General features: G+C 69.6%; 23 protein-coding genes. 8 read left to right on the forward strand and 15 right to left on the reverse strand.

The annotated features are described in order from the left end of the window. Positions 1 to 8 precede the first annotated feature (8 nt). Positions 9 to 956, forward strand: coding sequence for an NAD-dependent epimerase/dehydratase family protein (locus tag Ate02nite_RS14865; RefSeq protein ID WP_203805689.1), 948 nt, complete (start codon positions 9 to 11; stop codon positions 954 to 956). Next, positions 953 to 1,732 carry a hypothetical protein gene (locus Ate02nite_RS14870; RefSeq protein ID WP_203805691.1) on the forward strand — a complete coding sequence of 260 codons (780 nt, stop codon included), beginning with the start codon at positions 953 to 955 and terminating at the stop codon, positions 1,730 to 1,732. Before Ate02nite_RS14865 ends, Ate02nite_RS14870 begins: the two co-directional genes overlap by 4 nt. On the opposite strand, the gene Ate02nite_RS14875 is transcribed toward Ate02nite_RS14870, so the two are convergent. Then, positions 1,690 to 3,090, reverse strand: coding sequence for a hypothetical protein (locus Ate02nite_RS14875; RefSeq protein WP_203805693.1), 1,401 nt, complete (start codon positions 3,088 to 3,090; stop codon positions 1,690 to 1,692). The two genes, Ate02nite_RS14870 and Ate02nite_RS14875, sit on opposite strands and share 43 nt — an antisense overlap. Further along, entirely contained in the window at positions 3,083 to 3,658 is a 576-nt protein-coding gene (locus Ate02nite_RS14880) for an NUDIX domain-containing protein (RefSeq protein ID WP_203805695.1), read from the reverse strand. Before Ate02nite_RS14880 ends, Ate02nite_RS14875 begins: the two co-directional genes overlap by 8 nt. A 151-nt stretch (positions 3,659 to 3,809) precedes the next feature. Between Ate02nite_RS14880 and Ate02nite_RS14885 the strand changes: the two genes are divergently transcribed. Further along, complete coding sequence (locus Ate02nite_RS14885) at positions 3,810 to 4,265, forward strand: hypothetical protein (RefSeq protein ID WP_203805697.1); 456 nt, start codon at positions 3,810 to 3,812, stop codon at positions 4,263 to 4,265. A gap of 194 nt (positions 4,266 to 4,459) precedes the next feature. Here Ate02nite_RS14885 and fxsT read toward each other — a convergent pair whose 3' ends face one another. Together fxsT and Ate02nite_RS14895 are read right to left on the reverse strand one after the other, a co-directional pair. Beyond that, the gene (gene fxsT / locus Ate02nite_RS14890) at positions 4,460 to 7,045 is read right to left on the reverse strand and encodes an FxSxx-COOH system tetratricopeptide repeat protein (RefSeq protein ID WP_203805699.1); all 2,586 of its coding nucleotides are present in this window, start codon (positions 7,043 to 7,045) and stop codon (positions 4,460 to 4,462) included. Continuing rightward, entirely contained in the window at positions 7,042 to 7,467 is a 426-nt protein-coding gene (locus Ate02nite_RS14895) for a hypothetical protein (RefSeq protein WP_203805701.1), read from the reverse strand. The genes fxsT and Ate02nite_RS14895 overlap by 4 nt, the downstream gene beginning before the upstream one ends. A 208-nt stretch (positions 7,468 to 7,675) precedes the next feature. On the opposite strand from Ate02nite_RS14895, the gene Ate02nite_RS14900 reads away from it, so the two are divergent. Continuing rightward, entirely contained in the window at positions 7,676 to 8,308 is a 633-nt protein-coding gene (locus Ate02nite_RS14900; RefSeq protein ID WP_203805702.1) for a hypothetical protein, read from the forward strand. Here Ate02nite_RS14900 and Ate02nite_RS14905 read toward each other — a convergent pair. Together Ate02nite_RS14905 and Ate02nite_RS14910 are read right to left on the reverse strand one after the other, a co-directional pair. After that, complete coding sequence (locus Ate02nite_RS14905) at positions 8,258 to 10,090, reverse strand: right-handed parallel beta-helix repeat-containing protein (protein ID WP_239147418.1); 1,833 nt, start codon at positions 10,088 to 10,090, stop codon at positions 8,258 to 8,260. The two genes, Ate02nite_RS14900 and Ate02nite_RS14905, sit on opposite strands and share 51 nt — an antisense overlap. Before the next feature lie 161 nt (positions 10,091 to 10,251). Then, entirely contained in the window at positions 10,252 to 11,430 is a 1,179-nt protein-coding gene (locus Ate02nite_RS14910) for an MFS transporter (protein WP_203805704.1), read from the reverse strand. Between the two features lie 129 nt (positions 11,431 to 11,559). Between Ate02nite_RS14910 and Ate02nite_RS14915 the strand changes: the two genes are divergently transcribed. Then, on the forward strand, positions 11,560 to 12,300 hold the full coding sequence (locus Ate02nite_RS14915) for a hypothetical protein (RefSeq protein ID WP_203805706.1): 741 nt from the start codon (positions 11,560 to 11,562) through the stop codon (positions 12,298 to 12,300). Here Ate02nite_RS14915 and Ate02nite_RS14920 read toward each other — a convergent pair whose 3' ends face one another. The 4 genes from Ate02nite_RS14920 to Ate02nite_RS14935 are packed head-to-tail and all read right to left on the reverse strand — an operon-like array spanning position 12,301 to position 15,332. Then, the gene (locus Ate02nite_RS14920) at positions 12,301 to 13,527 is read right to left on the reverse strand and encodes an RNA polymerase sigma factor (RefSeq protein ID WP_203805708.1); all 1,227 of its coding nucleotides are present in this window, start codon (positions 13,525 to 13,527) and stop codon (positions 12,301 to 12,303) included. Continuing rightward, a complete protein-coding gene (locus Ate02nite_RS14925; RefSeq protein WP_239147419.1) occupies positions 13,527 to 13,964 on the reverse strand; it encodes a YciI family protein in 438 nt (145 codons plus the stop codon). The genes Ate02nite_RS14920 and Ate02nite_RS14925 overlap by 1 nt, the downstream gene beginning before the upstream one ends. A 16-nt stretch (positions 13,965 to 13,980) precedes the next feature. Beyond that, entirely contained in the window at positions 13,981 to 15,006 is a 1,026-nt protein-coding gene (locus tag Ate02nite_RS14930; RefSeq protein ID WP_203805709.1) for a hypothetical protein, read from the reverse strand. Continuing rightward, entirely contained in the window at positions 15,006 to 15,332 is a 327-nt protein-coding gene (locus tag Ate02nite_RS14935; protein ID WP_203805711.1) for a PadR family transcriptional regulator, read from the reverse strand. Before Ate02nite_RS14935 ends, Ate02nite_RS14930 begins: the two co-directional genes overlap by 1 nt. 100 nt (positions 15,333 to 15,432) lie before the next feature. Between Ate02nite_RS14935 and Ate02nite_RS14940 the strand changes: the two genes are divergently transcribed. From Ate02nite_RS14940 to Ate02nite_RS14950, 3 genes are read left to right on the forward strand one after another with little or no spacing between them, the layout of a single operon-like run. Continuing rightward, entirely contained in the window at positions 15,433 to 15,720 is a 288-nt protein-coding gene (locus Ate02nite_RS14940; protein ID WP_239147420.1) for a hypothetical protein, read from the forward strand. A 38-nt stretch (positions 15,721 to 15,758) separates the two neighbouring features. Beyond that, on the forward strand, positions 15,759 to 17,939 hold the full coding sequence (locus Ate02nite_RS14945) for a putative bifunctional diguanylate cyclase/phosphodiesterase (protein ID WP_203805713.1): 2,181 nt from the start codon (positions 15,759 to 15,761) through the stop codon (positions 17,937 to 17,939). Further along, positions 17,936 to 18,439, forward strand: a complete 504-nt coding sequence (locus tag Ate02nite_RS14950; protein WP_239147421.1) for a DinB family protein — start codon at positions 17,936 to 17,938, stop codon at positions 18,437 to 18,439. Before Ate02nite_RS14945 ends, Ate02nite_RS14950 begins: the two co-directional genes overlap by 4 nt. A 52-nt stretch (positions 18,440 to 18,491) precedes the next feature. On the opposite strand, the gene Ate02nite_RS14955 is transcribed toward Ate02nite_RS14950, so the two are convergent. The 5 genes from Ate02nite_RS14955 to Ate02nite_RS14975 form a co-directional block, all read right to left on the reverse strand. Then, complete coding sequence (locus tag Ate02nite_RS14955; protein ID WP_203805715.1) at positions 18,492 to 19,157, reverse strand: esterase/lipase family protein; 666 nt, start codon at positions 19,155 to 19,157, stop codon at positions 18,492 to 18,494. 239 nt (positions 19,158 to 19,396) lie between these two features. Continuing rightward, positions 19,397 to 19,579 carry a hypothetical protein gene (locus Ate02nite_RS14960; protein WP_203805717.1) on the reverse strand — a complete coding sequence of 61 codons (183 nt, stop codon included), beginning with the start codon at positions 19,577 to 19,579 and terminating at the stop codon, positions 19,397 to 19,399. Positions 19,580 to 19,621: 42 nt separating this feature from the next. Next, positions 19,622 to 20,053, reverse strand: a complete 432-nt coding sequence (locus Ate02nite_RS14965) for a protealysin inhibitor emfourin (protein ID WP_203805719.1) — start codon at positions 20,051 to 20,053, stop codon at positions 19,622 to 19,624. Between the two features lie 67 nt (positions 20,054 to 20,120). After that, complete coding sequence (locus tag Ate02nite_RS14970) at positions 20,121 to 21,023, reverse strand: NADP-dependent oxidoreductase (RefSeq protein WP_203805721.1); 903 nt, start codon at positions 21,021 to 21,023, stop codon at positions 20,121 to 20,123. 32 nt (positions 21,024 to 21,055) lie between these two features. After that, the gene (locus Ate02nite_RS14975; RefSeq protein WP_203805847.1) at positions 21,056 to 22,099 is read right to left on the reverse strand and encodes an NAD(P)-dependent alcohol dehydrogenase; all 1,044 of its coding nucleotides are present in this window, start codon (positions 22,097 to 22,099) and stop codon (positions 21,056 to 21,058) included. Position 22,100 lies beyond the last annotated feature (1 nt).

Below are 22,100 nucleotides of genomic sequence, written 5' to 3' on the forward strand. Positions count from 1 at the left end.
GGGGTCAATTGCGCATCCTCATCACGGGGGCGGCCGGGTTTCTGGGCCGTGCGGTGGCACGGCAGCTCGGCGAGGCCGGCCACGTTCTGACCCTGGCGACACATCAGCGCGCCATGCCGCCGTCGTTCTCCACACACGACGCCTTCCGCGGGGACATCCAGGACGCCGATCTCCTCGCCGATGTTCTGGCCACCGAGAGGCACGACGCCGTCTGTCACCTGGCCGCGCTAACCGGCGTGCGGGATTCGGAAAACCAGGCGGCCGGCTATTTCGACGTGAACCTGGGCGGCACCATCAGCCTGCTCACCGCGATCCAGCGGCTCCCCGCGGAGCAGCGACCGGCGACTGTCGTGCTTGCCTCGACCCGCGCGGTGTACGACGCTGACCTGCCCGACTCACCGGTGCGGGAGGACGCGGCGACCACCCGGTCCAACCCGTACGGCCTTTCCAAACTGCTCGCCGAGCGCGCCCTTTCGCTGCACTGCGCGGCGTCGGGTCTGTCCGCGTGGTCCCTGCGGTGCTTCAACATCTCGGGCGGGCTCCCCGGCATCGTCGACCCCGACACCAGCCGGTTGATCCCCCGGCTCCTCGCCGCTGCCCGGGGCGAGATGCCCCCACCGCCGATCCTGGCACCGAACTACGCCATCGACTTCTCCCACGTGGCCGACGTGGCCGACGCGTTCCGGCTGGCGCTCGAGTCCGAGCCGCAGCCCGGCAAGCATCATTCGATCAACATCGGATCGGGCGTGGGTACGCCGATCGCCGACGTGGTCGGTGGCCTCGGCAAGGCGCTCGGCCGGGACATCCCGGTAATCCGACCCGACGACGCGGACCAGGACAGCAGCGGGTTCGTCGCGGAGATCTCCACCGCGACGAAACTGCTCGGCTGGCGCCCGGCGCGCGGCATCGCCGAGATTCTCGCCGACGCCACCCTCGCTCAGGAAGAGCCCGCGTGACCCTGCCCCGGGCTCCCCGCGCCGCCGTCCGCATGCATCTGGAGTTCGACAGCTACGTCAACCTGCGCGACGTGGGTGAACTCTTCACCCTGCTGGACCGCCTCTACGACACATTCCTCTACGGCTTCGTCCCCGAACTGGAACACCGGGAGACCGCTCGCCTCCGACTCCGGTCCATTCGGGAAGGCAGCCTGATTGCCGAGCTGGCGACCGGCATCGCGCAGGTCACCGGGTCCAGGGAGCGGAACGCGTCGACCCGGACCAACGGGCCGGCCGCACTTCGCGGCCTCGTTGGGCTGGTCGGCGACGTGGCTGATCGGGCGCTCGAATTCCGGCACCGGAGGCAGGAACTGCAGACGGCGGCCGAGCGGGATCGCATTCAACTCGCCCGGGAGAAGCTGGCGCTGCGACGGGAGGCCGTCGATGTCGCCGAGCGGGAGCTGGAATACAACCGCCGGGCGGACCAGGCGGACCTCGACCGGGAGGCCGGACGGCGAGAGCTCGATGCCGCCATGGCCGAGCGCAACCTCAATCTGCTGAGCCTTGCCGAACGCTCGTTGTCGACGCATGCCGAGGCCGCACACTACGCCGTGAACCAGGCAATGGTGATCGAGGTGAGCCGGGTCGTCGCCGCCGACCTCCCACATCTGCAGCAGCTCTTCGTGAACGGCCAGTTCACCTCGCTCACCTTTGAGGATGTCCGCGACGCGGTGGAGCCGCCCCCTACCGGCCCTCAGCCGATCGAGGGGGATGCGAGCGACTCGAGCAGGCGATAGTCCGGCCGCTTCATCTCCCATTCGAACTGGTCGTCGTCGGTATCGAGGTTCAGCAGAGCGACTCCCTCTGGACCGAGGATGTGGTGCAGCAAATTCAGATCGAAAAGGACAGTGCGTAAGCCCCGCTCGGTGCACGGGTTGGTAGCCGCCGCAATGAGATCGACCTCGCGGTCGCCGATCCAGCCTTTCACGTGCAGTTCGACCGAGCCGCTCGTCGACACGCCCAGATCCACCCGGCCGGCGCCGAGGTACTGCGCCATACGCTGCGCGGTGAGGTCGTTGCGGATCGCGTCCCGCGTGGCCCTCTCGGTCAGGAGAACGCCGGTCCGCATCAGCTTCTCCTCGTACGCCAGGGTCAGCTCGTTGAGTTCCCGGGCGCGCTCGGCATAGTTGCGGGCCGAGCCAGCGGCGGTGAACCGAGTCTCCATGAACGTCGTGGGTTCGGACGCCTCGCGCAGCTCGGTGATCTCGGCGAGGCTCAGCTCCATCAGCCGCGGATAGTTGATATCGAAGCGGGCACCGATCGGATCTACCGGCATCCGGATCTCGAACCCGATGCCGGCCCCACCGCCGACGTATCCCATCGTCTCGAGCTGACTCTCCACGCCGGTCGATTCGGGACCGGCCGGGATGAGCCGGTCACTGCCCTCGGTGAGTCCGAGGGTCGGAAGATTCCCGCGGTACGCCAGCGGGATGTTGCCCGCATGCGCCTCAAGCGCGATGGGCCACACCTTCCCCCAGACCTCGGGTGCGGCGGTTCCCTTCAGCTCGGTCTCGAGATCGGCCGCACCGAAGTAGACCTCGGCCTTGACCCGATCATCCGCCCACTGCTCAAAACGGTCGATGAGGTGCAGCTCCGGCGCCGACCGCTTCACCCGGCTCTGCGGGTCGCGCAGCAACGCAAGCAGGTGCTGTCCGAAGATCTTGGTGACATCGGTGACCTGCCAGCCAAGCCCGGCGTCGTCGGCAGCGGTGCGATCCAATTCGGCCGAGAGACGCCGCAGATACTCGGCCGGAATTTTCTCGTATCGTTCGCGACTGCTTCTCTTCAGGTTTTCGGCGACCTCGGTCTGGGACAACATGTTGCCGCGGCCGTCACGTCGCGGGGCCCGTCTGAGGAACCCGCTGCGCAGTGCCTCCCAGAAGACGCTTTCCGAGTCTTCGGCCAATTGGTGAAAGAGTTCGTTGTTGTTGAGGTCCGAATCGGGAACAACCATGCCGCGCCAGTACAGCGCGCTCCTCTTGATGTACTGCTCGAAGGTCCCCGGATCACCCAGCTTCAGTCCGGGGCGGGCCTTCACGTGGGTTTGCAGGAACGTGGGGTAGCTGAGGTGGCCGAGCTGCGGAAGGTCAACCATTTCGTTCCTCCAGATGCAACCGAGCCAGGTGAAACGCGGCGATCGTGAGCCCGCAGCGGATCTTTCCCGCCCGCAGGTGATCGGTTAGTTCATCGATGGTGAGCGCCAACGTCCCGGCGACAGCCTCGAACGGCTCGGGCCGGCGCGGTTTCGCCTCGGCGCCGGGGGAAAGCCAAGCCAGGACCACAGCACAGGGCTGCGCGATCAGTCCGGTGTCGGCATAGATGTCACCCATTCGGGTGAGCTCTTGAGCCTCCATTCCGGTTTCCTCGGCCAGTTCGCGCGCCGCCGTTTTTTCGATGGGCTCGTCCGGATCGGCGGCTCCGCGTGGGAACTCCCACGAGTAATCGCCGATCGGATACCGGTACATCTCCCACAGGTGGAACTGCCGCCCGTCAAACGGCACGGTCACGACGCCGCCGTTGGCCCAGCTGAACCGCAGGTACCGTCCGATGTCGCCACGCGGGCCACGGACATCGTCATCGGCGAGAGCACCGTGCCGGTTCGAGTAGACGACCCGAGGGTCCCCGATCCGGCTGATGCCGGGCCGTGCATCGTCGTGATCCATTGCTCAAAGCTAACGAGCGGCTACGCCGACACCCTCGCTCGAACGGGTGAGGTCGGAGCCCGATTGGGCGGACGGCTTGCCGAGTAGTAGCCCTGCAGGCCTCGCCCGGTTTGCGGACACCGCACTGGCCGCAGGTAGTTACCCTGTGCGCATGCTGACCGCTGAACGGATAGGCATCTGGCGCGGCCGCTACCAGCTGTCCACCGACGGCCGCCCGGTAGCGGTCTGGGACCCGACGTGGTGGCGCACCGGCGGAACGTTCCAGGTGGACGGCCGCGACTACGAGGTACGCGCCAACGGCTGGGGCACGAAATACCGCATGCTCGACGCGATGGGCAGCGAGGTAGCCCTGATCGAACGGGCCGGCCGCAAGCGCTGGTCGGTACAGGCCGACGGCCGGGTGTACGAGTTCCAGCGCGCCTCCATCTGGGGCAACCGGCAGGAGCTGCTGGCCGACGGGGTGCCGGTGGGTTCACTGCGGCGCACGAGCGCGTGGTCGGGCGCGATCGAGGCGGATCTGCCCGGGATGCCGCTGCCGGTCCAGATCTGCGTGGTCGGCGTCCAGATAGCCATCTGGCAGGCCCAGCAGGCCGCAGCCAGCAGCTGAGCCAGCGAAACGTCAGCAGTCGAACCATACCCAGGCACCGGATCCGCTCACTCGACTTGCTACTCGTGGCAGCTTCGAGTGGCCGGGTGCGGCCTCAATCCCCGTCCCTAGGTGGCGCGCCATGGACGCATCGCGCGCTTTTGGCGTTGTCGTGCTCGGAACCGATCCTTCTGGCGTGTGGTCCCGACCCCTGTCTACTCGATTTGGAGAGCAGCACGAATCTCACGCGCGCGGCGTTGTAGCGGTTCGGCCTCGGCATCCCGGCCCAGTGCCCGCAAACTGCCCGCCAGGTTGTTCAGCCTGACGGCGACGTCGGGGTGGTCGGCGCCGAGGGCGGCCTCGGTAATGGTCAGTGAGCGGCGTTGTAGCGCTTCGGCCTCGGCCGGGCGGCCCAGATACTGCAGGCTGATCGCCAGGTTGTTCAGCCTGATGCCGACGGAGGGGTGGTCGGGGCCGAGGGCGGCCTCAGTGATGCTCAGTGCGCGGCGTTGTAGCGGTTCGGTCTCGGCAGCCCGGCCCAGATCCTGCAAGCTGATCGCCAGGTTGTCGAGCGTGATCGCGACGTCGGGGTGATCGGCACCGAGGGCGGCTTCGGTAATGGTCAGTGCGCGGCGTTGCAGCGGTTCAGCCTCGGCCGGGCGGCCCAGATACTGCAAGCTGAGCGCCAGGTTGTTCAGCCTTACGGCGACGGAGGGGTGGTCGGGGCCGAGGGCGGCCTCGACGATGGTCAGAGCGCGGCGTTGCAGCGGTTCAGCCTCGGCCGGGCGGCCCAGATACTGCAAGCTGCCCGCGAGGTTGTCCAGCGTTATCGCGACGTCGGGGTGGTCGGCGCCGAGGGCGGCCTCGATGACGGTCAGAGCGCGGCGTTGCAGCGGTTCGGCCTCGGCAGCCCGGCCCAGTGCCCGCAAACTGAGTCCCAGGTTGTCCAGTGTGATGGCGACGGAGGGATGGTCGGGGCCGAGGGCGGCCTCGATGATGGTCAAAGCGCGGCGTTGCAGCGGCTCGGCCTCGGCCGGGCGGCCCAGATACTGCAAGCTGAGCGCCAGGTTGTTCAGCCTGATGGCGACGGAGGCGTGGTCGGGGTCGAGGGCGGCCTCGATGATGGTCAAAGCGCGGCGTTGCAGCGGCTCGGCCTCGGCAGCCCGGCCCAGTGCCCGCAAACTGCCCGCCAGGTTGTCCAGTGTGATGGAGACGGAGGGGTGGTCGGGGCCGAGGGCGGTCTCGGTGATGATCAGTGCACGGCGTTGCAGCGGCTCGGCCTCAGCCGGGCGACCAAGATACTGCAAGCTGCCCGCGAGGTTGTCCAGCGTTATCGCGACGTCGGGGTGATCGGGGCCGAGGGCGGCCTCCAAGATCGTCAGTGCGCGTCGTTTTTGCCGGAAGGCGTTGCGATAGCGGCCCTGGGACTGTTCAAAGATCGCGCATTCATTGAGTAGGAGTGCCAGATCAACACCGCTGACGTCCTCCGGGCAAACCAGCTCGACGGCGGCGATGTGTGGGGCCAGCGCTGCCCAGCGCGGCCAGGTCGCCGGCTGCTTCCCGGCATCACCCTGCGGGATTGCCGCACCCAGCGCCCGAATCGTCGCGGACAGAATGTCGTCGCGATCGGCGGTCGCCTCCGGCTCATCTGGCGAGTCGGCGGTGGTGTGGTGGACGTGATCGGCGACGACGGCCTGGACGAGCCGATGGACCGTGGCCGTCGCCTCGGACAAGGTGATCATGTTGTACGACGCCAGCACCCCCAACCCCTCATCAACGACGGGCGGGTCGAGATCGAGACCGGCCAGCACATCACGAGGCACCGGATCCGGGGCCAGACACGACAACACCCGTAACAGGCGCACCGCCACCGTCGACTGACCGCCGATCTGCTCCAGGGTCACCGACCACACCTGCGCGACCGCCCGCCGCGCGGAGTCTCCCGCCGCGACCGATCCCAGTAGCCCACCCGGATCGGCCCGCAGCCGCCGCAGATAGCGGCCCATCGGTGTGCGGGTCTGCCGCAGATAGGCGCCCGCCTGCTGCAACGCCAACGGCAAACACCCCAACTCGCCCGCCAGCACCGCCGCCGTCGCCTCGTCGTCCTGCCCCGACAGGCGCACCAGCAACGCCACCGCCGCCTCCGGCGTCAAGACCTCCACCCGCAGACACCCATCGGTGATCTGCTCCCACCCCACATCCCGCCGTGTCGTGATCAGCACATGACCATCGGCCAGTTCCGCCAATAGGCCGTCTACGTCCTCGCGCCGCTCAACGTTGTCCAACACCAGCAGCCACCCCGGATGAGCCTGCAGCCAGCCCACCGCCCACCCGGCCGCCTCCGGCTCCTGCGCCACGATCCGCGCGTCGGGATGCAACCGGTAGGCCAACTCCGCCAACCCGGACTCGATCGCCTCCGGACCATCCGCGTTCACCCACCACACCAGCGGATACTCACGGCGGTGGGTATGCGCGTACTGCAGGGCCAGCTCGGTCTTGCCGACCCCACCCAGACCATGCACCGCCTGGGACTGCGCCACCACCCCAGCACCCGCCGCGATCAGCTGTCCCAACTTGGCCAGCTCCTCATCCCGGCCCACGAACGACTTCACCGGCAGCTTGGGCAAGCCCACCAGCGCGGGCACCGGCACAGACACATCCGCCGGTTGGCCCAACGGCACCAACTGACCCTGCACCGCCCGCGCCCGATCCCCGGTCTGCACAATCCCCGCGTTGTCCCGCGCCGCCGCCGACCGCGCCCCGGCCGCCGCTGCAACAGGATCGCCGCTGGGCGCGCTCATCGCGGGGCCGGCCCCTGCCACGCGGCACTACCATCCCCGGTCTGCACAATCCCCGAATTGTCACGCATCGCCACCGACCGCGGCCCCGACGCCGTCACCGCAATGCCAGCCTCACCCAGCAGCCCGGCGACATCAGCCGCCAACCCTGCATCGGCCTGCAACGCCCGCCGCAACTCCGCCCGCAACACCGCCACCCGATCGGCGTCTTCAGGCAGCTCTGCAACCTCGTCGACCGCCTGCTGCACTGCGGCCGCCGACTCGGTGCGGCCCAGCACACGCCGCAACACCCGACCGCCAAGGCGCACCGTCGCCGACGCCGTAGCCTCTTCCACCTTCGACGCCACAGCCGCCCCATATGCGCCGATCGCTGCCAACACGTGCGGCACCGCCGCTGCCGCCAAAGCCGCCGCATCCATGTCCACGACGCACACTCCTCACAAGCCGGCCGATCCGGGACTCGATCAGTACCACAATCCAACACGGAGGGTGGTCGATCGATCGGCGGAAAGACCATGCCGGTTTCACGACGCGAGGCTAGGGGCGCAGGCGGCGGCAAGCGGCTGGCCCGCCGGTTGCCGGCCGGCGATACGGTCGAATGCGCTCCGGTTCTTGGGCGGAAGGACCACTGCCATGGAATGGGTAAGCGCGAACAAGGACATCCTCAGCCTTTTGATCGCTCTGCTGGCGATCCTGGTGTCACTCTCGACCGTCTTGATCAGCCGGCGGAACGCGCGGACGACCAGCTTCATCGCAATTCAGAACGTGATGCTCAGCGGCGATTTGCAGCGCGGCCGGCTACTCGTCTACCGGGCCATCCAGACCGGCGACGTGCCACCGCACGACTCCGATGAGGAGTACCTGATGGTCCGTTCGCTGGCGATCTTTGACCTGCTCGGGATGCTGTCCGGCCAGGGGATCGTGCCGCGCCGTTGGGTGCTTCGATATTGGCACGCCCGCCTTCAGTTGCTGAGGCACGGCTTCGGCATGGAGGAGGATCCGAGCCGCCCGTACATTGTGCACGGCCGGCCGGATCTCCAGGACTTGATCGAACGCGCGGAACGCTATCGCTGCGACCGAACCTGCTGCGCGAATGGCCAGCGAGAGCGCCGGCTCGAGTGCCGCAACGAAATCTCGCCGCGGCCCCGGACGCGATTCAAGTCAGACTTAGCAGCGGACCCCGGCCGGGGTGTTACTGCCCCGGCCGGGGCTGCGCTACGGGGTGGCTACCACGCCGCCGAACTTCACGACGAGTTTGCCGGTTGAGTCGAAGGACCAGGTCAGGGGGCCGGTGTACGCGGAACACCGGGAGCCGTTGGTGCCGGACCAGAACTGGTTGGTGCTGTCGGCTGTGCCGATGATGCGGTCGTTGGTGCCGCTCGACGTACGGCACGAAGTGTTGTTGGTGAATGTTGAGGTGCCGGCGTCGAAGTTGAAGTTTCGTTCGGTGTTGTCTACCGCGACGTTGTTCGCGATGGTCAGGGAGCCGGGGTTGCTGTTGTAGGTGAAGCCGTGCTTTCCGTTCTTCACCGCGAAGCTGCGCCGCACGATGTGGTTCACCGCGATGTCCTCGCCGCCCAGCTTGAAGCCGTTGCGGTCGCCCGCGCCGGCCTGTGAACCGTCGGACAGGGTGCCGTTGTTGTAGGCCAGTGAGTCCTCGATGGTGACCACGCCGATCGCGCCGGTGTCGGTCTTCGTGTAAAGGTCCCAGCCGTCGTCGATGTTGTTGTGCGAAACGGCGTACCGGAAGATGTTTCCGCTGCCGACGGTGAGTTTCGCGGCGAATCCGTCGGCGTCCTCGCCGTCGGAGTCGGCGTTGTCGTGCGATTCCGCCGACAGCACCAGGTTGTTCGCCGGCCATTGGCTGTTCGGCGTGTCCGAGGCGATCCGGGAGAGTTGCAGGCCGGTGTCGCGGTTGAAACGGGTGACCGTTCGCTCGATGATGTTGTTGCTACCGCCGACGAAAATGCCGTTGTCGCCGGCCCGTTCGACGATCAGGCCGTAAAGGCGCCAGTAATTGCCGTTGAGCGCGAGCCCGCGGGCCGCGGTGTCCTCGGCCTGGGCCGAGAAATTCAAAATCGGAGTCTCCCCGGGGTACGCCGAAAGAGTCTTGCGGGCGCTCGACGTGCCGTTGTTTCCGGCCGCGATGGTCTGGGTCGCCGCATAGGCATAGGTGCCGCCGCGCATGTAGATGGTGCCGCCGGCCGCGATCCGGGTGACCGCCGAGGCGAGCGTGGTGGGCGCCGCCTGGGTGCCGGCCGCCGAGTCGGTGCCGTTGGTCGCGACGTAGAGAGCGCTGGAGCTCGGCGGCGAGGTCGTCGGGGACACGGTAGGCGACACGGTCGGGGAAACCGTGGGCGACGCGGTGGGTGACGTGGTCGGCGAGGCGGTCGGTGACGTGGTCGGCGTGGTCGTGCCGCCGTCGTCCACCACCACGTCGTCGAAGCGGCCGGACGCGTGCTCGGTGAGCAGGCCGATCCGGCCGGCGCTGATCGTGCTGTCGGTGGCGCTGCCGACGCTCGTGCCGTTGACCGTGCCGCTGATCGTCGACCCGTTCACCGACAGCTTCAGCGTGTAGAACGTGCTGGTGGAGATCGTCTGGCTGAGGCTGCCGAGGACCGTGACGGTGCTGCCGTTCATGGTCTCCAGCTGCACCTTGCTGGCGCCGGTCAGCGACAGCCGGTACATCTTGGTGGCACCGGCGGCCCGGGCGGCGAGCGACACCACGCCGCTGGTCGTGGCGAACGAGGTGGCCTTGACCCGGGCCTGCACCGAGTAGTTCGTCCAGCTGGTCTGGCCGGCGAACTCGCGGGCCCGCTCGGAGCCGGTGTCGGACTGCTGGATCACCTGGGTGCCGTCCGCGACGACCGTCCAGGTGCCGCCCGATTTCGACCAGGCGCTGGTGCTGCCGTTCTCGAAGTCGGCGCTGAAGACGGTGGCCGCCTCAGCGTTCGTTACGGTGACGAAGAGGCCCGCCGTGACCAGCGTGACCAGACCGCCGACACCGGCCAGCCGGCGAATCCGGCGGGCGCGTGGGTGTGGTGCCATGCGCATTTACTCCTTGTCGCAAATGGATACCGCCGGCGCGTAAGGAATTTAATTTCGTCGCTGTCTAAACGCAGCGTGCAACGCGTCCCTGGGGCGGGGTACCGGCGGTTCCGGGGGACGGGTATTCCGAGTTGGAATCTCCCACCGCCGATATACGCTAGTCAATGAATCTGATTTGCAGGTTTGTTGCATTCACTTACTGTGGAGCGGCGGTCGGCGGCGAGCAGCGCGACCGCGGCCACCACCAGCAGACCCCCGGTCAGGGCGAGCGGGCGCGGCCCGTGCGCGGACAGCAGCGCGCCCCCGGCGAGTGAACCCGCGGCGATGCCGATGTTGAACGCGGAACCCAGGGTGGCCGAGGCGAGGTCGGTGCTGCCCGGCGCGACCTGCAGCATCCGGTTCTGCAGGGCGGTCGCGAAGGCGGCGTAGGCCAGCCCCTGCCCGGCCAGCAGCACCACCGTGACCGGCCGCAACCCACCGAGGGCGGCGAGACCCAGCAGCGCGATCGCGCCGATCGCCAGGGGCACCAGCATCGATCCGACCGGGTGACGGTCGAGTGTGCGGGAGACCGCGACGGTACCGAGCGTGCCGGCCGCCCCGGCCACGAAAAGTAGCGGGGCCAGGGCCGCGTCACCGAATCCCGAGACGTCGAGCAGGAACGGTGTCACGTACGTGTAGAAGGTCAGGAAGCCGGTGATGCCCACCGCCGTGACCAGCACGATGATCCGGAATTTGCGCCGGTCCGGCGCGGTCCCGCGGGCCGCGCCGCCGGCCTCCGGCCGGTACGACGGAAGTAGCGCGGCCACCGCCACCGCCGTCACTACCCCGAACGCCGCCATCAGCACGAACGCGCTGCGCCAGCCGGTCTGCTGGCCCAGCCAGGTGCAGATCGGCACGCCGAGAACCGGCGCCAGCGCCGGTCCGACACCGAACAGGGCGACCACCCGGCCGCGTTTCCCGACCGGAAAGAGGCCGGTCACGGCGGGCGCCGAAACCGACCAGAAAAGAGCCTGCGTCAGCGCGGTGATCAGTCGGGCGCCGGCCAGCATTTCGTACGTCGGAGCCAGCGCACCGGCCAGATTGGCGGCCGCGAACAACACCATCGTGACGGTGAGCAGTTGCCGCCGCGGAACACGCTGGGTAAGCAGGGTCAGTGGGATCGAGGCCAGCACGACGACCACGGCGTAGCCGCTCACCAGCAGCCCCACCTGCGACCGTGACCGATCCAGATCAGGCGCCATGACGGCGAGCAGGCCGATCGGCAGCAGTTCGGTGGTGACGAAGGCGAACGCGGCAAGCGACAACACGACAAGCGCGGCCCAGGCCCGGCGCATCGTCATGCCGCCCTACCTTGACGAAAGAGCGGAAGACCCAAAGCGCGATCATGACACTCGCTTCGCTCGGTCATGCCGCCATCATGCGGGAAAACGCGTGGCCCCGGTTGGCGCCGACCGTTCACAATGCCGGGCATGCGCACACGGGAGGCGGCCGAGGCCGCGCGCTGGCTGGCGGCACACGGCATCACACGGCAGGCCGGTGGCCGATGGCTCGACGACGGCCGGGAAATCGGCGACAACGATCTCGTCCACGAGTGGACGCGGGACCTGCTGGTGGACGGTGGCCTGCGGCTCGGGTTGGGACTGCTCGACCTGGTGGACCAATATTGGGTGACCGTCGAGATCGGGTGGTACGTGGCCGAGCGCGACGAACCGGGGGTCTACGACGCACTCTGGGCCGGTTATCGGGAGCGGCTCGAGGGCGCCGCGCCGTGCGAGGCGGTGCTCTATTCGCTGTGGGTGGACTGGTTCTCCGACCGCGACACCGTCGACGCGGCGTTCGGGGCGGTGCTGGCCGACGACGTACGGCATCTGCGGTCTCGTCGTCGCCTGCGGGAGCTGGCCGCCGGCCGGATGCACCGCCGGGCAGCCCGGGTTCTGGCCAATTCCGGGCCGGTCCGCTGGTCTCTCAAGCACGACATCTACGAGGCCGCGACGGCCCTGCCGGAGCTGCACCACGCGGTCTTCCGCGGCCTGCTGATGAGTTACCACGACGTGTACGGCGATCTGTCCCCGGTCGCGGCGATGGAGCTGCTCGACGTCCTGCATCTGCCACCGCACACCGAGCACCTGGCCGCGTTCCGGGCGGTGCTGGAGACCGGGGCGCACCACCATTACCGCAACCCCGGCCTGTGGGAGCAGATGGTCGGCTGATCAAAGGGCGGCCGCCTTGTCCAGCAGCACCGAGCGTTCGCGCTGGTTGGCGCAGAGCCGGGCGGCCAGCTCCAGTTCGGCGCGGGCCTCCGGGTGCCGGCCCAGCCGGGCGAGCAGCTCACCGCGTACGGCCGGGAGCAGATGGGAACCGGGGAGCCGGTCCGCCGCGACCAGCTCGTCCACGATGGCCAGGCCCTGCTCCGGGCCGGTGGCCATGGCCACCGCGACGGCCCGGTTGAGCTCGACCACCGGCGACGGCGCGACCCGGCCGAGCGCCTCGTAGAGCAGCACGATCCGGTCCCAGTCGGTGGCCTCGACCGACGGCGCCGACGCGTGCGCGGCGGCGATCGCGGCCTGCAGGCCGTACGGGCCGAGGCCGCGCGTCGAGGCCCGGGTCAGCGCGGTCAGCCCGCGGCGGATCGCCGAGAAGTCCCACCGCCGCCGGTCCTGGTCGGCCAGCAGGATCGGCGAACCGTCCGGGCCGGTCCGGGCCGGGAAACGCGCGGCGGTCAGCTCGCACAGCGCGAGCAGGCCGTGCACCTCCGGCTCGTCCGCCTGCAGCGCGGCCAGCGTGCGGGCCAGCCGGATCGCCTCGTACGCCACGTCGGGTCGCAGCAGCCGGTCGCCCGAGGTGGCCGTCGACCCCTCGGTGAAGATCACGTAGAGGACGCTGAGCACCCCGCCCAGGCGTTCCCGGCGCTCGGCGGCGGGCGGCAGCTCGAACGGCACCCCGGCCGCCGCGATCGTCTTCTTCGCCCGGGTGATCCGGGCCTGCACGGTCGGCACCGGCACCAGGAACGCGCGGGCGATCTCCTCGCTGGACAGGCCGCCGACCACCCGCAGGGTCAGCGCCACCCGGGCCTCGGGCGAGAGCACCGGGTGGCAGCTGACGAACATCAGCGCGAGGACGTCGTCGTCGATCCGGTCCGGGTCGAGGTCGTAGTCGTCGACCGCCACCTCGATCCCGGGCTCGGCCGCCAGGCGTACATATCGGTCCTGCAGGGCGGCCCGGCGGCGGATCGTGTCGATCGCCCGCCGCCGGGCCGTCGTCATCAGCCAGCCGGCCGGATTGGCCGGCGGGTCTGCCGGCCATGACACCAGCGCTTCGGCCACCGCCTCCTGGGCCGCGTCCTCGGCCAGCCCGAAGTCGCCGGTGAACCGGGCCAGCGCGGCGACGATCCGGGCCGACTCGATCCGCCAGACGGCCTCGACGTCGGCCGTTCCCATCAGGCCCGGCGCTCCGCGACGGAATCCTGGGTGTCCTGCGGCGTCTCGTCGTCGCCGGCCACCCGCCGGACCTCGACCTTGGCGCCGGGCGCGGCCGGGACCCGCCGGGCCCACTCGACCGCCTCCTGCTTCGAGGCGACGTCGACCATGAAGTAACCGCCGAACAGTTCCTTGGTCTCGCCGTACGGCCCGTCGGTGACCACCGGCGCGTCGCCGCCGAAGTCGACCACCACGCTCTGGCCCGGGTCGTCGAGTCCCTCGGCCGCGAGGAGAACCCCGGCCTTGAACATGTCCTCGATGAACTGCCGGCTGGTGGCCATCATCTCCTCGATGTTCGCCATCATCGCCGCGTTCGACTCGTCGGTGCCCCGCATGATCAGCATGTACTTCGGCATCGCGTTCTCCTCGTCCAGCGGGCCGCCGATCGGCTCTCGCACCCTAACGTCGAACGAGTTACCCGCGGATCGACACGGTCCAGCTCTTGATCAGCATCCAGATGGAGCCCAGGGTGGCGGGGAAAGCCAGCAGCCACGCGGCCCACCAGGGACCGCTGCCGAGCCACTGGATGAACGCGCCGCCACAGATCAACACGCCGGCGACACCACCGACAATCCGGCCGGCCCGGGTCCGGTGGAACGGCTCCTTGCGGATCGGCTCGTGCCGGGAGACCTCGAGCGCGTAGTCCTCGACCGGGCCGAACTCGTCCTCCGGGGTGCGGCCCGACTCGGCCAGGTGGGCCTGGGCCTCGCGGGCCAGGTCGGCGGCGCGTTCCGGGGCGAGGTCGTAGCGGCCGATCAGCAGGCCGGTCAGGCGGGTCAGCCAGGCTTCCGCGCCGGTCGGCGAACCTGTCCGCGGGGTGGGTGAGACGTGCGGGACGAGGTCGGCGGGCTTCTTCGGGGCGCGGGTCAGCAGATACAGACTGACCAGCGCGGCCGCGACGATGGCGAGCGCCGGCACCCGGAACAGGTGCTCGCGCGACAGGCCCATGAACGCCGTGACCGCGCCCGCCCCGAGGACCGCGGTAGCGAGGTAGCTGAACTTCGCCAGGTGAGGCCGGCCGGACGCCCGCAGGGCGCGTGGCACCGCACCGACCGCGAACAGCGCCAGGATCAGCAGGGCGGTGCCGGCCAGGGCCGCCGTGGTGACCGGGAAGGTCCAGGAGCGCTTTACGGCCGCGAAGAACAGCGGGAGTACGGCGGCGGCCAGCGACAGCACGAAAAGCTGACCGGTCAGATGGCCCAGCGGCGTCTCGCCGTCCCGGTCGACCTTCTCCAGCAGTTCCGGCGGCTGCTCGGCAGCGGTGGTCGCGGCGAATTCCGCCGGGTCGCCGAACGCCTCGTACGGCGACTCGTTCGTGTATTCGCAGTGTGCCCGCACGTCCGCGATGATCGGGTTGGCCGCGTGGTAGCCCAGGCCCTGGTCGCCCAGGGCGATCCGCGTCCTCAGTTCCCAGGCCTCGAACGGCTCGGTCTTCGCCATCAGTCGCCCTCCAGCATCCGGTCGAAAGCGGCGGCGAAGGCCCGCCACTGGTCTCGTTCGGCGGCGAGCCGGTCGCGGCCCGCCGGGGTGATCGCGTAGACCTTCCGGCCCGGGCCGCCCTCGCCCGGCTGCCAGTCGGCGGACACCGCCCCGGTTGCCTCGAGCCGGCCGAGCACCGGGTAGAGCGCGCCGCCCTTGATCTGGCCGACCCCATGCTCGGCGAGGCGCTGGGCCAATGCATACCCATGGCGGTCGCCCTCGGCCAGGACGGCGAGGATGGCGAGGTCCAGCGCCCCGCGTAGCCACCCGCCGGCTGAGTCCGTCATCATCGCCTCCCTGACTAGTCGCGATCTACCACTAGTCTGAATCAAGACTAGTGGCGTCGCAAGGGTCCGGCGGGCACAATCCGCGATAGCCTTGGCGCATATGGCTACCTTTCGCAGCGCCTCAGTGCTCCTCTCCGCAGACGGCACCCGGACTCCCGGCACCGCCGCTCTCTTCGCCGAGCCCGCCCGCAAGGGTGGACCCGCACCGTGGGCCGGTGACTTCCGGCCCGCCAACAGCGCCGGCAACGGCCCCAAGAACGCGGTCGGCAAGACCTTCACGCTGGAGTTGCCCGACGGCAGCACCGGCAAGGTCGTGGTGCAGAGCCTGAAGAGTGGCAAGGGCGGCGTCGTGCTGGCCCTGATGGGCGAGGACGCCCCGCCGTTCTGATTTCTTAATGTCTGACGTCGGCACGCCGATGAACGGCCGTGCACGAAGTAAGGCTTTGGCGTGGCTGGGTTGCGGCCGGGTTGCTGGCGGTCGTCGGCTACTACCTGATACCCGCGGACACCTTCGGGGCGAACCTCGTCTACGACGGCATCGGCCTGACGTCCGGGTTGCTGATCCTGGTCGCGCTGCGGCTGCATCGGCCCGCCCGGCCGGCCATGTGGTACCTCTTCGCGGCCGGGCAGATCCTGTCCGTCCTCGGTGACTTCACCTGGGAGTACTACGAGTACGTGCGGCACGAGGAGCCGTACCCCTCGTTCGCGGATCTGTTCTACGTCGGCTCGTACCTGCCGCTGATCGCCGGTTTGCTGTTGCTCGTGCGCCGGCGCCGCGGCAACGCCGGCGGCGTCCTCGACGCCGCCATGGTCGCGACCGGGCTGGGCCTGGCCATCTGGGTGTTCGTGCTGCACCCGGTCGCGATCGCGGGGTCCGCCTCGACGCTGGAACGCTTCATCAGTACGGCGTACCCGGCGCTGGACGCGTTGCTGCTGGCCATGCTGGCGCTGCTGTTCGTCGAGCCGGCCGCCCGTACCGCCAGCACGAACATGCTCGGAATCGCGGCGGTGCTCCTGCTGGTCTCCGACGTCGCCTTCTCCGTCGCCACGCTCTACTGGTCGTACGACGGCCAGCTGCTGGACTGGGGCTGGATGCTGGCGTACGTGCTGTGGGCGGCCGCCGCCCTGCACCCGTCGATGGCGGCGCCGCCCGCCAACCCCAAGACCGATACCGTACGGCGGGTCAGCCCGCGCCGCCTGGCCGTGCTGGGTGGCTGTTCCGTGCTGGCCCCGGCCATGCTGTTCGTCCCCGGCATCGGCGCCGACGGCATCGACCGGTTGGTGATCGGCGGCGCGGCGGTGGCCCTGTTCCTGCTCGGCCTGGCCCGGATGGCCGGGTTCGTGCACCGGATCCACGGCCTGGCCATGCACGACGACCTGACCGGCCTCAGCAACCGCCGGCACCTCTACGAGGTGATGAGCGAGGCGCTGGCCCGCGGCGAGGCCCACGTGGCGGTGCTCGGGCTGACCAACTTCAAGGCCATCAACGACGAGGTCGGCCACCGGGTCGGCGACCGTCTGCTGGTGCGGTTCGCCGACCGGCTGCGCGAGGCCGCCGGCCCGGGTGCCGTGGTGGCCCGGACCGACGGCGACGAGTTCGCGGTGCTGCTGCCGGACCTCGGCGCCGGGCGCCGGCTCGTCGCCACGGTCCACGACCCGATCCGGGTCGACGACTACGAACTACTGCTCGGCGCGGGCGTCGGGCTCAGCGACGGGGTCGGCGCCACCGACCCGGCCGAGGTGCTGCGCCGGGCCGGCGTGGCGATGTACGCGGCGAAGCAGACCGGCGAGCCGTTCCGCCGCTGGAGCCTGGCCCTGGACGAGCGCACCAGCCAGTACGCCGAGCTCGGCGCCCAGATGCGGGCCGGCCTGGACAGCGGCCAGTTCCGGGTGGTCTACCAGCCGATCGTCGCCGTCCCCGACCTGCGCGTCGTGGCCGTCGAAGCCCTGGTGCGCTGGGAACACCCCGAGCGCGGCCCGATCAGCCCGGTCGAGTTCATCCCGGTGGCCGAGCAGAACGGGCTGATCTTCGAGCTCGGCGAGTGGATTCTGGCCACGGCGTGCCGGCAACTCGCCGAGTGGCGCACCGAGCTGGGCGCGCCGGCCCCCGACCGGATGAGCGTCAACGCGTCGGCGCGGCAGCTGGCCCGGCCCGGCTTCGCCAAAACGGTGGCCCGGACGCTGGCCGCCGCGAAGCTGCCCGCCGACTGCCTGACCATCGAGATGACCGAGACGGCGGTCTTCCAGGGCGGCCAGGCCATCACCACCCTGCACGAGCTGCGCGCCCTGGGCGTCCTGATCGCGCTCGACGACTTCGGCACCGGCCACTCGTCGCTCGGCCTGCTGCAGACCGTCCCGGTCGACATCCTCAAGGTCGACAAATCCTTCGTCGACAACATCACCGAGACCGGCCGGCACACGGTGATCGCCCGCTCCCTGATCCAGATCAGCGAGGGCCTCGGCCTCACCGCCGTCGCCGAGGGAGTGGAGACCGCCGAGCAGGCCGAGGCGTTGCAGCAACTCGGCTACCGGTTCCTGCAGGGCTACTACTTCGGCAAGCCGTCCACCCACCCGGACTTCACCCTCGCCCTAGACTGGGCGTCGTGAAACCGCCGCCGCTGACCCGTGACGAGTTGGTGAGCGCCGGCGGTGAACGCGACGTGCTCGAGGCCTTCCTCGACCTCTACCGCGACATCGTGGTCCGTAAGGTCGACGGCCTGTCCATCCAGGACGCCCAGCGTCGCCTGGTCCCCTCCTCGACCACCCTCGCCGGGCTGGTGAAACACCTGACCTCGGTCGAACGGGAATGGTTCCAGGGCGTTCTTGACCAGCGCCCGACGGCTCGCGTACGGGTCCGCGACGACGGCTGGGCCATCGACCCCGCCGACACCGTCGACGACCTGATCGCCGACTACCGACGCGCCTGCGCCGAGTCCCGCGCGGTGGCGAGCCGATTCACGCTGGACGCGACGGCGCCACAGCCCCGGCTCGGGCAGGTCTCGCTGCGCTGGATCTACGTCCACATGATCGAGGAGACCGCCCGCCACGCGGGCCACGCCGACATCCTGCGCGAACAGCTGGACGGCAGCACCGGCTTCGACGGCTGAACCACGCGCGACGGCCGCGCCCCGGTTGGGGCGCGGCCGTCTCCGGGCCAGATCAGGTCGCCAGGAAGGAGCGGATCTGGGTGAGCGTGACCGTGTCGGTCAGGTAGCCGATGTGGGTCTGGCACGCCACGTAGTTGTTGGTGGCGCCGCTCAGCACCGTGCTGGTGTAGGGGATGATGATGCCGTCGCACGGGGAGTACCACGTTCCGTACTTGGTGCTGCCCGGGGTTTCGTCGCCGGCGCTCAGCGTGTTGATGAACGACGAGCCGGGATACATCTGCTGGCAGGTCACGTAGATCAGGCAGGCACTCGCGTAGGTGGTGCCGTGGTTGGCGCCGGCGATCGAGGCCAGGTGCCGCACGTACTGCGCGCCGCCCAGCTGCTTCAGATACCAGAGGCTGACCAGGCCGCCCATCGAGTGGTTGACGATGTCGACCTGGGCCGCGCCGGTCCGCGACCGCACCTGGCTGACGTAACTGGCCAGGCCCTGCGCGTTGGTGATGTTGTTGCCGTACGAGTTGTACTCGTAGGCGAACAGCTCGCTGCTCGCATAACCGCCGGAACGGAACACCGAGATCGCGGTGGTCCAGTTCGAGGCGCTGCCGGTGTAACCGTGCACGAAGATCACCGGCGTGCCGGGGGCGGCGGCCGCGGGAAGGGCCGGGCTGAGCGCGAGCGCGGCCAGCACGGCGGTGATGAGGACGACGAGACGACGCATGAAACCTCCAGAGGCGTTCGGGGTCTCTGCATCCTCAGTGCAACAAAACCCACCACGCATCGGCGAAATCACCAGCGCTCGTCACGCTCTTTTTCAAGTACGCCGTCGGACCAGTCCCCTGGCCCCCGGTTTCGCTGGGCGGCACTCACCCTCCGCGCGCCCGCGCCGGGCGGGCCCGACCCAAGAGGCCGAAAAGGCCCGACCCAACAGGGCCGGGCCCACAACGACCGGGTCACTGCCTAGTCGTCGTCCTCGTCATCCTCGTCGTCGTCATCACCGTCGCCGCCCGGGCAGGCGGTCAGGCCGAAGAGGACTGCGGCCCCGCCCGCGGCCAGCAGGGCGGTGCGGCCGAAGAGTGCTCGGCGGCTCATCGGCGTAGTCGTGTTCGGATCGTCCTCGGCGTGCTGCTTCTGGTCGTCCATCCGCGCATTCTCGCAGCTATGGAGAGGACAGGTCGAGAATGATCACCGGACCGGCGGAGCGGCTCCGCTGACCGCTACCGGATACGCCGGGCGTGCGCCGACCCGCTCCACCTCGGCGATGACGTCCCAGAGGATGCGTGGGGCGGACGCGCCCTGGACGGTCGAGACGGTCTGGCGGCGGCCGTCCCGGTAGGTGACGGCGACCCGGTAGAAGTAGCGGTCGCAGCAGGGGTTCGCCGGCTGGTACGAACTGCGCAGCCAGCGGAACTCGGGGGTGGCGACCAACCGCAGCGCCCGGTCGCCGCCTGCGGTGGTGCGGTCGACCGAGAACGTCTCCTGGCGCCCGGCGAAGCCGCCCGAGCGGTCCAGCACGATCGAAGCAGCGGGAGCCAAACCCGGTGCGGCGGCCACCGGTGCGGCCGGTGCGAGTGCTGCAATCGAGCACAACGTGGCCAAAATGGCGATGCGGCGCATGGTTCTTCTCCGTCCGGCGTCACCATTGACGCCTCGCGGCTGAGTCTATCATTTCGGGCATATGCCGCTAAATAGGCAACAATACGATCTTGCCCCGAGCCCGGCCCGACTCGCTGACCCGGTGCGCCTCGGCGATCTCGGCCAGCGGGAACGTCCGCACCGGCGGGAGCGCGAAACGGCCGGACTCGATCAGCCCGCCGATCTCGCCGAGAATGTAGAGCGCACGACCGGAGTCCCCCCGGCTGAACCGCACGTCGTACTTCCGCGCGCCGGCGAAATCGGCCACCGTCAGGACGTGCTCGGCCCCGCCGGCCAGCTCGATGAGTTCCGGCAGCACGTCACTGCCGGCCACGTCGAGCGCCCGGTCGACGCCGCCGGGCGCGAGCCGAAGCACCGGCCCGGCCAAACCGTCGCCGTAACCGACCGGCTCGGCGCCGAGCGAGCGCAGGTAGTCGTGGTTGGCCGGGCTGGCGGTACCGATCACCCGGGCGCCCCGGGCCACCGCGAACTGCACGGCAGCGCTGCCGACGCTCCCGGACGCGCCGTTGATCAGCAGCGTGCCGCCACCGGTGACGCCGAGCTGGTCGAGCGCCCGCGCGGCCGTCTCGATGGCCGCCGGCAACGCGGCGACCTGCGCGAAGTCGAGCGACGCCGGGATCGGCGCCCAGGCCGACAGGACCGCCCGCTCGGCCTGGGCGGCCCCGTCACCGTTGACGCCGAACACCCGGTCGCCGAGCGCGACACCGGAGACGCCGTCACCGATCTCGTCGACGATCCCGGCCGCCTCGTAGCCCAGGGTCTGCGGGAGGTCCTGATCCATCAGACCCTTGCGCTTCTTCCAGTCGCTCAGGCTGACCCCGGCCGCGTGCACCGCGATCCGGATCTGCCGCGGCCCGGGATGCGGGTCCGGAAGGTCCACGATCTCGAGGACCTCCGGACCACCGAACCGGCTGAAACGGGCTGCCTTCATGCTGCCCATCTTCCCCGAGCGGAGCGTTCAGCTCAGCGGATCGAGTCGATATCGATCACGAACCGGAAGCGGACATCGGACTTGAGCACCCGCTCGTACGCCTCGTTGACCGCGTCGCCGTCGATGACCTCGACCTCGGACGCGATGCCGTGCTCGGCGCAGAAGTCCAGCATCTCCTGGGTCTCGGCGATGCCGCCGATGCTCGATCCGGCGAACGAGCGCCGGTTGCCGAACAGCGAGAACACCTGCACCGGCAGCGCTTCCGGCGGGGCACCCACCGCGACCAGGGTGCCGTCCAGGCGCAGCAGCGACAGGTAGGCGCCCATGTCGACCGGCGCGCTGACCGTGTTGATGATCAGGTCGAACGTGTTGGCCAGCTTCTCGAACGTGGCCGGGTCACCGGTGGCGTAGTAGTGCTTCGCGCCGAAGGCCAGCCCGTCCTCCTTCTTGCCGAGGGTCTGCGACAGCACGGTCACCTCGGCGCCCATCGCGGCGGCGATCTTGACGGCCATATGGCCGAGGCCACCCAGGCCGACCACCGCGACGTTGGTGCCGGGTCCGGCTTTCCAATGCGACAGCGGAGAGTACGTCGTGATGCCGGCACAGAGAAGCGGGGCCGCCTGCTCGTACGGGATCGACTCCGGCACCCGCAGCACGAAGTCCTGGTCCACCACGATGTGCGTCGAGTAACCGCCCTGGGTGATCGTGCCGTCCCGGTCGACCGCGGTGTAGGTGCCGGTGTTGCCGGCCAGGCAGTACTGCTCCTGTCCGGCCTGGCAGTTGGCGCAGTCCCGGCAGGAGTTGACCATGCAGCCGACCCCGACCCGGTCGCCGACCGCGTGCCGGGTGACCTCGGCGCCGACCTCGGTGACCGCGCCGACGATCTCGTGGCCGACGGTCTGCGGGTAGGCGATCGGACCCCACTCGCCGCGCACGGTGTGGATGTCGGAGTGGCAGATACCGGCATACCGGATCTCGATCAGAACGTCGCGCGGCCCGACGTCGCGCCGCTCGACGGTGGTGCGCACGAGCGGCTCGGTGGCCGAGGGCGCGGCGATGGCGTTGACGGTACGAATG

This window comes from Paractinoplanes tereljensis, from assembly GCF_016862435.1.
In the GTDB taxonomy this organism is placed as follows: Bacteria; Actinomycetota; Actinomycetes; order Mycobacteriales; family Micromonosporaceae; genus Actinoplanes; species Actinoplanes tereljensis.

Bases quoted from the DNA above. Each gene is read 5' to 3' on its own strand.
- Ate02nite_RS14875 (WP_203805693.1), bottom strand. From the start codon at position 3,090: ATGGTTGACCTTCCGCAGCTCGGCCACCTCAGCTACCCCACGTTCCTG.
- Ate02nite_RS14880 (WP_203805695.1), bottom strand. From the start codon at position 3,658: ATGGATCACGACGATGCACGGCCCGGCATCAGCCGGATCGGGGACCCT.
- Ate02nite_RS14885 (WP_203805697.1), top strand. From the start codon at position 3,810: ATGCTGACCGCTGAACGGATAGGCATCTGGCGCGGCCGCTACCAGCTG.
- fxsT (WP_203805699.1), bottom strand. From the start codon at position 7,045: ATGAGCGCGCCCAGCGGCGATCCTGTTGCAGCGGCGGCCGGGGCGCGG.
- Ate02nite_RS14900 (WP_203805702.1), top strand. From the start codon at position 7,676: ATGGAATGGGTAAGCGCGAACAAGGACATCCTCAGCCTTTTGATCGCT.
- Ate02nite_RS14905 (WP_239147418.1), bottom strand. From the start codon at position 10,090: ATGGCACCACACCCACGCGCCCGCCGGATTCGCCGGCTGGCCGGTGTC.
- Ate02nite_RS14910 (WP_203805704.1), bottom strand. From the start codon at position 11,430: ATGACGATGCGCCGGGCCTGGGCCGCGCTTGTCGTGTTGTCGCTTGCC.
- Ate02nite_RS14915 (WP_203805706.1), top strand. From the start codon at position 11,560: ATGCGCACACGGGAGGCGGCCGAGGCCGCGCGCTGGCTGGCGGCACAC.
- Ate02nite_RS14920 (WP_203805708.1), bottom strand. From the start codon at position 13,527: ATGGGAACGGCCGACGTCGAGGCCGTCTGGCGGATCGAGTCGGCCCGG.
- Ate02nite_RS14930 (WP_203805709.1), bottom strand. From the start codon at position 15,006: ATGGCGAAGACCGAGCCGTTCGAGGCCTGGGAACTGAGGACGCGGATC.
- Ate02nite_RS14935 (WP_203805711.1), bottom strand. From the start codon at position 15,332: ATGACGGACTCAGCCGGCGGGTGGCTACGCGGGGCGCTGGACCTCGCC.
- Ate02nite_RS14940 (WP_239147420.1), top strand. From the start codon at position 15,433: ATGGCTACCTTTCGCAGCGCCTCAGTGCTCCTCTCCGCAGACGGCACC.
- Ate02nite_RS14955 (WP_203805715.1), bottom strand. From the start codon at position 19,157: ATGCGTCGTCTCGTCGTCCTCATCACCGCCGTGCTGGCCGCGCTCGCG.
- Ate02nite_RS14960 (WP_203805717.1), bottom strand. From the start codon at position 19,579: ATGGACGACCAGAAGCAGCACGCCGAGGACGATCCGAACACGACTACG.
- Ate02nite_RS14965 (WP_203805719.1), bottom strand. From the start codon at position 20,053: ATGCGCCGCATCGCCATTTTGGCCACGTTGTGCTCGATTGCAGCACTC.
- Ate02nite_RS14970 (WP_203805721.1), bottom strand. From the start codon at position 21,023: ATGAAGGCAGCCCGTTTCAGCCGGTTCGGTGGTCCGGAGGTCCTCGAG.